10 protein-coding genes are annotated in these 12505 nt (G+C 72.5%); 1 reads left to right on the top strand and 9 read right to left on the bottom strand.

Features of this window, described 5'->3' with window-relative positions; translation table 11 throughout:
- Positions 1-24 precede the first annotated feature (24 nt).
- The 9 genes from OVA28_RS13725 to OVA28_RS13765 all read right to left on the bottom strand — a co-directional run bounded on the left by OVA28_RS13725 (position 25) and on the right by OVA28_RS13765 (position 11385).
- Positions 25-375, bottom strand: a complete 351-nt coding sequence (locus tag OVA28_RS13725) for an RNA polymerase-binding protein RbpA (protein ID WP_071275321.1) — start codon at positions 373-375, stop codon at positions 25-27.
- A gap of 104 nt (positions 376-479) precedes the next feature.
- Positions 480-2036, bottom strand: coding sequence for an apolipoprotein N-acyltransferase (gene lnt / locus OVA28_RS13730; RefSeq protein ID WP_268097367.1), 1557 nt, complete (start codon positions 2034-2036; stop codon positions 480-482).
- Positions 2037-2137: 101 nt separating this feature from the next.
- A complete protein-coding gene (locus OVA28_RS13735) occupies positions 2138-4588 on the bottom strand; it encodes a DEAD/DEAH box helicase (RefSeq protein ID WP_268097368.1) in 2451 nt (816 codons plus the stop codon).
- A complete protein-coding gene (gene tatC / locus OVA28_RS13740) occupies positions 4585-5337 on the bottom strand; it encodes a twin-arginine translocase subunit TatC (RefSeq protein WP_194626190.1) in 753 nt (250 codons plus the stop codon). Before tatC ends, OVA28_RS13735 begins: the two co-directional genes overlap by 4 nt.
- 1164 nt (positions 5338-6501) lie before the next feature.
- Complete coding sequence (locus OVA28_RS13745; RefSeq protein WP_194660502.1) at positions 6502-7473, bottom strand: helix-turn-helix transcriptional regulator; 972 nt, start codon at positions 7471-7473, stop codon at positions 6502-6504.
- Positions 7466-8488, bottom strand: a complete 1023-nt coding sequence (locus OVA28_RS13750; RefSeq protein ID WP_268097369.1) for a helix-turn-helix transcriptional regulator — start codon at positions 8486-8488, stop codon at positions 7466-7468. Before OVA28_RS13750 ends, OVA28_RS13745 begins: the two co-directional genes overlap by 8 nt.
- Before the next feature lie 95 nt (positions 8489-8583).
- Positions 8584-9489, bottom strand: coding sequence for an FKBP-type peptidyl-prolyl cis-trans isomerase (locus OVA28_RS13755; RefSeq protein ID WP_194660500.1), 906 nt, complete (start codon positions 9487-9489; stop codon positions 8584-8586).
- A gap of 43 nt (positions 9490-9532) precedes the next feature.
- Positions 9533-10570 carry a tRNA (adenine-N1)-methyltransferase gene (locus OVA28_RS13760; protein ID WP_268098211.1) on the bottom strand — a complete coding sequence of 346 codons (1038 nt, stop codon included), beginning with the start codon at positions 10568-10570 and terminating at the stop codon, positions 9533-9535.
- 26 nt (positions 10571-10596) lie between these two features.
- Complete coding sequence (locus tag OVA28_RS13765) at positions 10597-11385, bottom strand: HAD family hydrolase (protein ID WP_268097370.1); 789 nt, start codon at positions 11383-11385, stop codon at positions 10597-10599.
- A gap of 140 nt (positions 11386-11525) precedes the next feature.
- On the opposite strand from OVA28_RS13765, the gene OVA28_RS13770 reads away from it, so the two are divergent.
- The gene (locus OVA28_RS13770; protein WP_194660499.1) at positions 11526-12458 is read left to right on the top strand and encodes a proteasome assembly chaperone family protein; all 933 of its coding nucleotides are present in this window, start codon (positions 11526-11528) and stop codon (positions 12456-12458) included.
- Positions 12459-12505: the final 47 nt, after the last annotated feature.

The following is a 12505-nucleotide window of genomic DNA, read 5'->3' on the forward strand; positions in this document are numbered from 1 at the left end:
GAGCGGGCCGTCACTCGTTGCAGGTCAGGCGCCGCGTCGAGCGCGGAGGAACTGCAGACGTTCCTGCAGCAGTTCCTCGAGCTCCTCGCGGGACCGCCGCTCGAGCAGCATGTCCCAGTGCGTTCGCGGTGCCTTGACGTCCTCTGCCGCGACCTCGACGGGCACGCCGTCGTCGCCGAGCAGGCGTCCCTCGAAACCGCTGCGCGGGTCGGACCAGCTCTGCGGGACCTCGGCGTCGGCCGAGAACACCACGTCGAAGGTCTCGCCCGTCGCCGCCTGGTACACCGCACGCTTGCGATCTGAGAGCTCGACGCCCTCTTCGCTCTGGAGACTCTGACTCCCGAGCCGCATGCCGCGGAGACTCCGATCAGCCATGGTGGACTCCTCTCGTCGTTCCCCCGTTCCAACACTGTCCCACGCGCTTCCGTTCCGGGACCGGCGCATTCACAGTGGGTTCCCAGTGCCGCGACCGGGGAGGGTCAGACGCCGGCGGGACCTCGGCGGCGACGACGACGCCACGGGGCGCAGGCGAGCAGCACGAGCAGGCCGCCGAGGGAGAGCACCAGGGTGATCGACCCGGACGCCACCGTGGCGGGCGTGGTCGAGGTGCCGAGGGGCACGTCGGTGATCATCGACGTCGCGGTGTACTCCGGCACTCGGTCGATCGTCCGGCCGGTCGGGTCGATGACCTGCGAGGCCCCGACCGTCGAGATGTTCACGAGCGAGCGTCCGCTCTCGATGGCTCGCATCCGGGCGATCTCGAGCTGCTGCAGGTTCTCGTCGGTCCCGGAGAAGTCGGCGTTGTTCGTCTGCGCGAGGATCACCTGCGCTCCCCCGCGCGCCATGTCGGCGGTCAGGCCGTCGTCGACGATGTCGAAGCAGATCGCGATGCCCGCCTTGACCCCGGCGACGGAGAGCACGTTCGGCTTCGTCCCCGGCGTGTAGTCACGCTGCAGCAGCCCGATGAGCGACGGTGCCAGCTTGGAGAAGAACCAGCGGTCGGGCACGTACTCGCCGAACGGCACCGGGCGCACCTTGTCGTACGAGGACTGCCAGCCGTCGGCGGTCCACACGAACGAGGTGTTGTGCAGCACCCCGGACGGCGTCTGCGTGATCGCGCCGGCGACGATCGGGGCTCCGACTCCGCGAACGACCTGGTCCAGGTCGTTCGCGATGACCGGCTGCGCTCGGGGGTCGTACTCGGCCGAGGCCTCGGGCCAGACCACGAGGTCGACCCCGCGGGCGTCGACGTCGGTGGCGGCGACCTGCGACCGGAGGACGTCACCCGGCTGGGCGCGGTCGAAGTACCCCGCCGGGCCGTTGCCCTGCACGGACTCGATGCGGATCGTGCCGTCGGTGGCGGTCGGCCACGCGGGCACGGCGAGCACCGCGGCGACGAGCAGGCCCGCCGTCGCGACCCGCATGCGGAGCCGGACGCCCGCCACGAGTCCGAGCGAGACGACGACGGCGACGCAGTAGACGACCACGAACGACACCCCGAGCACACCGACGTAGGCGGCCAGGTGCGCGAACGGACTCTCGGACTGCGACAGCCCGACGCGGCCCCAGGCGAACCCGCCGTACGGCCAGCTCCCGGAGAACCACTCACGTCCGGTCCAGATCGCGGCCACCACGGCCGGGAGGCCCCACACACGTCCCGCAGTCGTCGTCACCACCCGGGCGACCCAGCGGTACGTGAGGGCGAGGGCCACGCTGCCGAGGGCGAACATGGCCGCCTCGAACAGCGCCAACGCCAGCCACGGGACCGGTCCGAGGTAGCGTCCGGCCCAGGAGATCGCCGGCACCCAGAACGCCACTCCGCCGAGGTAGCCGATCCACGCCGCGCGGCGCCAGGTCTGGCCCATCGCGGCCACGAGCGTGCACGCCACAGCCGGGTAGGCGAGGAACCACCACCCGGGCGTCGGGAACGCGAGCGCGAAGAGCACGCCGCCGATCACCGCGAGCGGCAGCGCGACGCGCACCGGCAGCGCCGTGAAGGGTGACGGCCCGGCGACGCCGCCGAAGCCGCCGGACACCGTCGGGACCGGCGGTGTCCCGGACGCGCCTGGGCCTCGCGGTGGGACGTCACCGTCTCGCGGAGGCGCGACGGACTCGCGGACGGTCACCGGGCCTCCCGTCAGACCGTCGCGTACGCGACGATGCCGCGGCGGACCGCGTCGGTCGCACGGCGGGCGGTCTCGGCGAGGTCGGGGTCTCCGGCGTTCTTGATCTGGTCGAGGAGGTCGATGACCTGCTTGGACCACCGGACGAAGTCGCCGGCAGCCAGGTCGAGGGCGCGGAGGACGTCGTCGAGGGCCGAGCCCGAGGCCCAGCGGAACATGCCGAGCGCGATCGCCGGCGTGGGCGGCTGCGACCCGGCAAGGCGGGCGTCCCGCTCCACGTCGTCGAGCCGGGCCCAGATCGTCAGCGTCTGGTCGAGCGCCGGGCGGAACGCACCGCGGGGCAGGGCGTGCTCGGTGCCGGGCGCGTCCTCGCGGCGGGGCTGGTAGACGATCGTCGCGGCCATCGCGGCGAGCTGCCCCGGCGTCAGTTCCTTCCAGACCCCGGCTTCGAGGCACTCGGCGACGAGCAGGTCGCGGTCACCGTAGATGCGCTGGAGTCGACGGCCACCGGCGGCGACGGTGGCCTCGCCGGTGCCGTCGTCCGTGGGCACGAGGTAGCCGAGCTGCAGCAGCACGTCGGTGACGCGGTCGAACGTCGTCGCGACGGCACCGGTGCGCGACCGGATCTGCTGGACGAGCTTGTCGTTGACGCGCTTGAGCTTGTACCAGCGCTCGGCCCAGCGGGCGTGGGCTTCGCGGTCCGGGCAGGCATGGCAGGGGTGCCGCTGCAGCGCGCGCCGGACCTCGGTGATCGAGGCCTGGCGTTCGGCGCGGGCACCGTGCGAGGCTTCACGGCCGCCGGGGACGTTGGAGCGCTCGAGGTCGGAGAGCTCCCGACGGAGTGCCGCGTACTCTGTGAAGTCGCCGAGGTGGCACTGCATGGACTTCTGGTAGCCGTCGAGCGACTCCTGCTGCGACCGCACCTTCCGCGCGAGGTCGACGACGGAGCGGTCCGCCTGGAACTGCGCGAACGAGGTCTCGAGGACCTCTCTGGTGCGCTGCCGGCCGAACTGGTCGATGAGGTTCACGGCCATGTTGTACGTCGGCTTGAACGAGGAGTTGAGCGGGTACGTCCGACGGCTGGCGAGGGACGCGACCGCCTGCGGCTCGAGGCCGTCCGACCACTGGATGACCGAGTGGCCCTCGACGTCGATGCCCCGGCGACCGGCGCGGCCCGTCAGCTGGGTGTACTCCCCCGGCGTGATCGGGACGCGGGCTTCGCCGTTGAACTTCTCGAGCTTCTCGAGGACGACCGTGCGCGCGGGCATGTTGACGCCGAGCGCCAGGGTCTCCGTCGCGAAGACGACCTTGAGCAGCTTGCGCTGGAAGAGGTCCTCGACGACCTCCTTGAACGCGGGCAGCATGCCCGCGTGGTGGGCGGCGACCCCGCGCTCGAGGCCCTCGAGCCACTCCCAGTAGCCGAGCACGGCGAGGTCCTCGTCGAGGAGCGTGCGGCAGTGGTACTCGGCGGTCTCCCGGATCTCGTTGCGTTCCTGCGAGGTGGTGAGCGAGACACCTGAGCGCAGGACCTGCCGGACGCCCTGGTCGCAGCCGGCGCGGCTGAACACGAAGAAGATCGCCGGCAGGAGCATGCGCTCGTCGAGCATCCGGGCGATGTGCTCGCGGTGCAGCTTCTCGGTGCGCGGCCCGCGGCGTTCCGGGTACCCACCGCGAACCCGTCGGCCGTGGTGTCCGCCGCCGCGGCCCTCGTTGCGGGCGGCACCGCCGACCAGGCGCAGCAGCTCCGGGTTCACCCGGTTGGTCGCCGCGGCACCGGAGGAGTCGAAGAGGTCGACCATCTTGTTCCCGACGAGCACGTGCTGCTCCAGCGGGACGGGGCGGTCCTCCGACACGATGACGTCGGTCTCACCGCGGACGGTCTGCAGCCAGTCGCCGAACTCCTCGGCGTTGGACACCGTCGCGGACAGGCTGACGAGCCGGACCTCGGTCGGCAGGTGCAGGATGACCTCTTCCCACACTGCGCCGCGGAACCGGTCGGCCAGGTAGTGCACCTCGTCGAGGACGACCCAGGCGAGGTCGTCGAGCAGGTCGGAGTCCGCGTAGATCATGTTGCGGAGGACCTCGGTCGTCATCACGACCACCCGTGCCCGCGGGTTGACGTTCGTGTCGCCGGTGAGCAGCCCGACCTCGGTCTCGCCGTAGACGTCGACGAGCTCCTGGTACTTCTGGTTGCTCAGCGCCTTCATCGGCGTCGTGTAGAACACCTTCGCCGTGGGCTGCCGCATCGCCAGCCAGATCGCGAACTCCGCGACGATCGTCTTGCCGGCGCCGGTCGGTGCCGCGACGAGCACGCTGCGGCCCTGGTCGAGCGAGTCGCACGCGGCGAACTGGAACGGGTCGAGGTCGAAGCGGAGGTCGGCGCGGAACAGCTCGAGGTTGCGCGACCGGTTGCGGATCCTGGCGGCCTGGAAGCGCTCGGCAGCGCTCAGCCCGGTGTCGCTCACAGTCCGTACTCGGCGTCGAGCTTCGCCTGACGCTTCGCCAGGCGGCGGTCGTGGAACCACGTGACGACGCACGCCGCGATGTAGAGCACGACCATCGGGACCGCGAGCAGGAACATCGAGATGACGTCGGCACTCGGTGTGACGATGGCGCAGAAGACGAGGATGCAGAGGATCGCCACACGCCAGGACTTGATGATCGCCTTCGCGGAGAGCACCCCGACGAAGTTCAGCAGCACCAGGAACACCGGCAGGACGAACGCGATGCCGACCGCCACGATGAGCTTGATGACGAAGTCGTAGTAGGCCTTGGCGTCGACGATCGAGGTGTCCTGGCTGGACACGAAGCTGCCGAGGATGCCGACGATGTGCGGCAGGACGTACCAGCCGAACCAGCAGCCGGCGAAGAACAGCGGGATCGCGGTGCCGAGGAAGCCCCAGACGTACTGCTTCTCACGACGCACGAGCGCCGGGACGATGAACGCCCAGATCTGGTACAGCCACACCGGGCTGGCGATGACGACGCCGATGGTGATCGCGATCTGCAGCCGGAGGTCGAACGCGCCCGTGATCATCGGGAAGTTCAGCTCGGCCGTGTGGCCGCCGACCTTCGCGAGCTCGGTCACGGGTGCCCGCAGCGAGTCGAGCACGAACGGCGTGAGGAACCAGCCGCCCACCGCCCCGAGGAGCACTGCGACCACGGCCTTGAACAGGCGGTTGCGCAGCTCGATCAGGTGCTGCCCGAGGGACATGCGGCCTTCGGGTTCCTTGGACTGGCGACCCTGCCGCTTCTCTCGCCCGCGCGCGGTCGTCGAAGCCATGTCCCGATCCTACGGCAGCGGGACCGACAGTCCGCGGCGTGAGCCGGGAACGCACAGGTCGGACAGCGCGGCGGACGGGAGGCTCGGTGCGGCGCCGCCACGGGCCTCCCGTCCGCCGCTGCGCGGCCGCCTGCCGGCGCGAGTGGTCACGACACCCCGCTCACGTCCGCCGAGCGGTCGCCAGCCGTCGCCTCCGACGGCCCGAACCGACGGATCGTGCCCACTCGCCGCTCGACCGACGGGGTGTGGCGACCGGTGGCGCGGCGGACGGGAGGCTCGGTGCGGCGCCGCCTCGGGCCTCCCGTCCGCCGCTGCGCGGCCGCCTGCCGGCGCGAGTGGTCACGACACCCCGCTCACGTCCGACGAGCGGTCGCCAGCCGTCGCCTCCGGCGGCCCGGACCGACGGGTCGTGCCCACTCGCCGCTCGACCGACGGGGCGTTGTGACCGGTGGCGCGGCGGACGGGAGGCTCGGTGCGGCGCCGCCACGGGCCTCCCGTCCGCCGCTGCGCGGCCGCCTGCCGGCGCGAGTGGTCACGACACCCCGCTCACGTCCGCCGAGCGGTCGCCAGCCGTCGCCTCCGGCGGCCCGAACCGGCGGATCGTGCCCACTCGCCGCTCGACCGACGGGGTGTGGCGACCGGTGGCGCGGCGGACGGGAGGCTCGGTGCGGCGCCGCCTCGGGCCTCCCGTCCGCCGCTGCGCGGCCGCCTGCCGGCGCGAGTGGTCACGACACCCCGCTCACGTCCGACGAGCGGTCGCCAGCCGTCGCCTCCGGCGGCCCGGACCGACGGGTCGTGCCCACTCGCCGCTCGACCGACGGGGCGTTGTGACCGGTGGCGCGGCGGACGGGAGGCTCGGTGCGGCGCCGCCACGGGCCTCCCGTCCGCCGCTGCGCGGCCGCCTGCCGGCGCGAGTGGTCACGACACCCCGCTCACGTCCGCCGAGCGGTCGCCAGCCGTCGCCTCCGGCGGCCTCAACCGACGGATCGTGCCCACTCGCCGCTCGACCTGCGGGGCGTCGTGACCGGTGGCGGCGCGGCCGGGAGGCTCGGGTCAGTCAGCTCGGGCCGGTCAGCCCGGGTCAGTCGGCCCGGGTCAGTCGGCGCTGAGCGCCGACGCCGCGAAGTCGCGGACCGCGTCCCGCGCCGCGGGCGGGTCGATCACGACGGCACGACCCGGCAGGCCGGCGACGAGGCGGACGACGCCGTCGAACCCGGCGGACGCGGCCAGCCGGATGCGCACCCGGCCGCCGTCGTCGGGGGCGTCGGCGGTGTCCGCGAGGAAGTCGGCCACGAGGGGCAACGACGAGGCGTCGAGCTCGAGCGTGACGATGACGTCGTTCGAGCTCTGCTGGAAGAGGGTGTCCGGGATGACGACGTCCTCGATGGAGCGCTCGGCGGGGCGGTCGTCCACGCGGGCGTTCGTCATCCGGTCGAGGCGGAAGGTCCGGAGCGCCTGGCGGTCGAGGTCCCAGGCGCGGAGGTACCAGTCGGTGTCGATCGACTCGACCCGAAGGGCGTCGACCCGTCGGGTGCTGCCCTTGCTGCGGGGCCCGGCGTAGTCGAAGACCAACCCGCGGCACTCGGACATCGCGCGGCGGATCGTCGTCAGGGTGGCGTCGTGGAGCTCCTGCCCGACGGCGACGTTCGCGGCCGCTCCCCCGGCACCGCGGGACAGCTTGGCCATGAGCGCGCGGATGGCGTCGCGGTCGGCTGCTTCGGGCAGGGCGGAGAGGTACTGCAGCCCGGCGATGAGCGCCGAGGCCTCTCGGGCGGAGAGCCGCGGCGAGTCGTCGATCGCGACGAGGTTCGTCAGCACGATCATCGCGTTCTGCTCGAAGTCGTCCCACGCGATGTCGAACAGGTCGCCGTGCTGGTACTGCATGGTCTCGCCGGGGATGCCGGACACCGCGATGAGCTCGACGGCACGGCGGATGCGGGCCTCGGGCACACCGAAGTGCCGGGCGGCCTCGGCCACGGAGACGCGCTCGCGGTCGATGAGGTACGGCACGAGGGCGAGCAGGAACGCGAGCTTGTCCTGGGCCTGCAACGGTTGGGTGTCAGCCACGGAGCGCTCCCTCGGCGTGGTCGGCGACGAGTGCGCGGAGCCGTGCGACGACGCGCTCGCGGACCTCGTCCGGTTCGAGCACGCGCAGCTCCGGCCCGAAGGCGGCGAGCTCCTCGGCGAGGATCTGCGGGTCGACGTAGTGGATGACCAGGGCGCCGTCGGTCGTGGTGGTGGTGTCGCGGCGGCGGGCGAGCCGGCGTTCGGCGTCCGAGCCGAGCTGCACGGCGACGGTGGCGGTGCGCTCGGACCAGAGCCGGTCGAGCTCGGTCAGGGCGCGCTCCCCGGCCCCCGCCGGCGCCGGGTGCTGACCGGCCTGGAACGAGGTGACCGGGCCGACGATCCGGGACAGCAGGTAGTTCTTCACGCCGTCGGTCGAGGGCTCGTACCCCGTGAGCATCCAGCGACCGCCGTGCTGCACGAGCGCCATCGGGTGGAGCTCGCGGCGGCGGGGCTCGTGCTCGCCGGGGGTGATGTAGTCGAAGCGGACGCCGGCGGCGCGGTCGAGCGCGGCACGGAGCGGCTCGAAGGCGGCGTCACGGGTGCGGAGGCGCGGGGCGTAGGCGTCGATGCCGAAGGCCTCACCCGACCCCTCGTCGTCCCCGGCCGACCGGACCTTGAGCAGGCCGCGGCGGGAGTCGGACGACAGGGCGCCTTCTCGCCAGGCCATCGCGGCGAGGGAGAGCAGCGCGGACTCGTCCGGGGTGAAGCGGACGTCGAGCGGCAGGTCGTACTCGCCCTTGGGGATCCGGTAGCGGAGCGTCTGGTTGTTGCCGGCAGCACCCGGGGTCTCGATGGTCTCGAGCGGGATGCCGAGCTCGCGGACGTCGTCCTTGTCGCGCTCGAACTGGCGCTCCAGCGAGGCGTTGTCACCGCCGGTGGTGAACCGCTGCCGGTAGCCCTGTACGTTCGCCAGGATCTCCGACTTGGTCAGCCCGGCTTCGGTCGAGAGCAGCGCGAGCACGAGGCTGAACAGGCGTTCTTCCGCCGGTACGCGGGGCACACGGGTGGCTGGCACGAGCCGATCCTACGGCAGCGCGAGGGTGCAGGAGTGCACCCTCGCGCGAGGTGGTGGACAGTCGCTCAGGGCCGTCCGTGGGGCCGTTCCGGTGATCAGGACGGCATGACCCCGAGGACGTCGATGACGTACGCGTAGGCGATGCCCTGCTGGTGGACGACGGCGAGCACCTGGTCGCCGACGCGGCTGCCGACGATGGCGTTCCGGACGCCTTCCTGCACCTGTCCCTTGGTGAGCGGGACGGTCTGCGCACCCGTGCCGTCGGTCCAGCTCGAGCCGGCGACGGTGGAGTCCTCGCCCCACGTGACGGCGGTGTACTTGATGACCGCGGTGTCCTTCGCGGTCAGGACCGCGCCGGAGCCCTTGCGGAGCAGGTGGGTCTCGTCGCCCTTCGGCGCCGTGGTCGAGGGCACCGTGATGCCGGGCGCTCCGTCCGGCGCGAGCACGACCGCGGGCATGCCGTCCGCGGCGACCTGCGGGGTGCCGGTGGCACGGGCGTCGTACGCGCGCTTGACGTCGATGACGGCGACGACGGCGTCCTCGGTCTTCTTCGTGGCCTTCGCGCCGCTCGCCAGCGCGCTCTGCGGCAGCGCCACCGCGAGGCGGTCCCCGACGTTCGCACACTGCAGGGCGTCGCCCAGGGCCCCGGCGTTCGACGACCCCGCGGTGATCGGGGCGGTCTTGCCGGTGTACCCGCTGGTCTGCGCGACCTTGCCGGTGGCGCCGTCGACGAGCGTGTACTCGATGAGCACCGGGGTGCCGTCGTCGATGCGGCGGCCCTCACCCTGCCTGAGGACCGAGACCTGCGTGCCCTTGGTCGTGAGGCCTGTCGGGATGTTCACCTTCGGCTCGGCACCGAAGCGGCCGGACGCGGTGACGGCCTCGGACGCAGGCCCGGGGGCGTCACAGCTCGTCGGGGACGTGCCCGCGCCGCTCGACGCGCACGCGGTCAGCGACGCGGCCAGTCCGATGGTGACCAGGAGTGCGGGGATGGTGCGCACGGACCCTCTTTCCGTTCGATGCAGGACGAGCGACAGCGGAAGCCTACCGGTCGCCACCATCGGTCTCGGCCGGGCTGCCGGCCTCGGCAGCGGCGACCTTGCGGGCCTGTGTGGCCGCCTGACGCGCGACCTTGCGGAGCTTCTTGTCGCTCGCGGTCCGGTCGCCGACGGCCCCGGGGGTCCAGGCCTCGACGTCCTCGTCGGAGAACTCGGCCTTGCTCGCGCGGCGCTTGAGGTTCGGGAGCACGACACCGTCGGCCAGGCGACGCGCGGTCACGAGGAACCCGGTGTGTCCGACCATGCGGTGGTCCGGCCGGACGGCGAGGCCCTCGACGTGCCAGGTGCGGACCAGGGTCTCGCTCGACTGCGGGTCCGTGAAGCGTCCGGTGTCGCGGAGCGCCTCGGCCGTGCGGGACAGCTGGGTGACCGTCGCGACGTAGCAGACGATGAGGCCACCGGGGACGAGGGCGTCCGCGGCGGCGTCCACGCACTCCCACGGCGCGAGCATGTCGAGGACGACCCGGTCGATGCTCTGCTCCTCGACGGCTCCGGGGAGCTCCTCGACGAGGTCGCCCACCGTCACGCTCCAGTTGTCCGGCACGGCGCCGAGGAAGGTGCCGACGTTGCCACGGGCGATCTCGGCGAACTCGTCACGACGCTCGAACGACTGCAGGCGGCCGGTCGGACCGATCGCGCGGAGCAGCCAGAGCGAGAGTGCCCCGGAGCCGACGCCGGCCTCGACCACGCGGGCACCGGGGAAGACGTCCGCGAAGGCGACGATCTGGGCGGCGTCCTTCGGGTAGACGATCGCCGCGCCACGGGGCATCGACATCACGTAGTCGTTGAGCAGGGGGCGCAGCGCCAGGTACTCGTCGCCGGAGCTCGCGGTGATGACCGATCCGTCGGGCTGCCCGATGACGTCATCGTGCGCGAGCATGCCGCGGTGCGTGTGGTAGATCACGCCGGGCTCGAGGGACAGCGTCGTGAGCTTGCCCTTCGGTCCGGTCAGCTGCACGCGGTCCCCGGCGCGGAACGGGCCACGCGGCGGGGTGTGCGGCGCACCGCCGGCGGTGTGCGGCAGTCCGGTCGTGTCGGGGAGCTCGGCGTTCACGAGGTGACCCCCTCGGTGTCGGTGGCGGCCCGGTCCACGGCACCAGGGCCTCCAGGCCGAGACGACGCGGGTGCCGACGACGCGGACGACCCACCGGCGCGCGCAGCCAGCGCCGGCGACGTCAGCTCGACCAGCCGGTCCACGTCGATGCCGGCCAGCGACGTCAGGTAGACGTCCCCGGCGGTCTCGGGGAGCGGGACGATGTGCTCGACCGCGATCGTGACGGCACCGGACGCGACGGCGGCGGCGACGCCGGTGGCGGAGTCCTCGATCGCGACGCAGGCCGTGGCGTCGACACCGAGCTCGGCGGCGGCACGGAGGTAGGCCTCGGGGTGCGGCTTCGGGTGCTCGACGTCGTCACCGGCGACGACGACGCGGAACGCGTGGTCGGCGAGGGCGTCGGCGGCCACGAGCGCCATGGTGCGGCGGGACATCGTGACCAGGGCGGTCGGGATGCCGCGGGTGTGCAGTTCCTCGACGAGCTCGCGGGCACCGGGGCGCCACGGCAGGTCGTCGCCCTGCAGGCGTTCCATCACGTAGGAGGTCATCCACTGCACGATCTCCTCGACCTCCATGTCGACGCCACGGTCGCGGAGGATCTCCCCCGAGCGCTCGAGCCCGCTGCCCACGAGGGACAGGCCGTCCTCGTGGGTCCAGGTGGCGCCGTAGCGACCGGTCAGCTCCACTTGGGACTGCTGCCAGATCGGCTCGGTGTCGATGATCGTGCCGTCCATGTCCCACAGCACGGCTGCGGGCTGGACGAGGGCGGGGGGATGCGCAGTCACGGGCGTCGAGTCTACCGGCGGCCGGCGCGGGGCCGACCCGCCCGAGGGGCCTACAGTGGATGCCTGATCGTGTCCGGTCGTCCGGCGCGCCGTCCGCGCGCTGGTGACCCGCTCCACTCCACCTCCAGGAGGTCCGCTCCGTGCCACAGCACTCCCCCTTCAACGACGGCCGGCTGCTGGTCGTCGCGTTCGAGGGCTGGAACGACGCGGGTGAGGCCGCCAGCGGTCTCGCTCGACGCATCGTCGACGCGCTCGGGCTCGACGAACTCCGGGAGATCGACGGTGAGCGGTACGTCGACTACCAGTTCAACCGGCCGAACGTCGGCAGCGACGACAACGGCGTGCGCGGGATCGAGTGGCCCCGCATCGTGCTGCACGGCCCGGGTGAGCTCGGCCGCCCGGTCATCGGTGCCACCGGCTCCCCCGCGGACCGCGACGTCTTCGTGCTCGTCGGCCCCGAGCCCTCGCGCACGTGGCGGGCGTTCTGCGCCGAGGTCATCGACCTCGCCGACGTGTACTCGATCGACGCCGTCGTCTTCGTCGGCGCGATGCTCGCCGACGTCCCGCACACCCGGCCGATCTCGGTGTTCGTGTCGAGCGAGAACGCGGAGGTCCGCCAGGCCTTCGACGTGGACAAGTCGTCGTACGAGGGCCCGACCGGCATCCTCGGCGTGCTGTCCGACACGATGGACAAGGCCGGGCTGACCACGCTGTCGCTCTGGGCGTCGGTGCCGCACTACGTGCACAACGCGCCGTCACCCAAGGCCACGCTGTCACTGCTCGACAAGATGGAGGAGCTCACGGACGTCACCGTCCCGCGCGGCACCCTCCTCGACGACGCCTCCGAGTGGGAGGAGGGCATCGACGCCCTGGCCGCCGACGACGAGGACATGGCGTCCTACATCGGGCAGCTCGAGCAGGCCCGCGACACGGTCGACTCCCCCGAGGCCTCCGGCGACGCCATCGCGCAGGAGTTCGAGCAGTACCTGCGCCGTCGGGAGCGCAAGGACGGCAAGGACGGGGGCGGCTCCGCGGGCGAGGGCCCCTGGCGGCCGCCGCAGCCGCCGCAGTAGCGCGCTGGAGGCGGGTGGTCCCGCGCGTGGTGAGTCGTCTCGTGCGT

This window comes from Curtobacterium sp. SL109 (genome assembly GCF_026672405.1).
In the GTDB taxonomy this organism is placed as follows: Bacteria; Actinomycetota; Actinomycetes; order Actinomycetales; family Microbacteriaceae; genus Curtobacterium.

Excerpts from the sequence above, each read along its gene's own strand:
- OVA28_RS13725 (WP_071275321.1), bottom strand. The coding sequence starts at position 375 with ATGGCTGATCGGAGTCTCCGCGGCATGCGGCTCGGGAGTCAGAGTCTC.
- tatC (WP_194626190.1), bottom strand. The coding sequence starts at position 5,337 with ATGTCCCTCGGGCAGCACCTGATCGAGCTGCGCAACCGCCTGTTCAAG.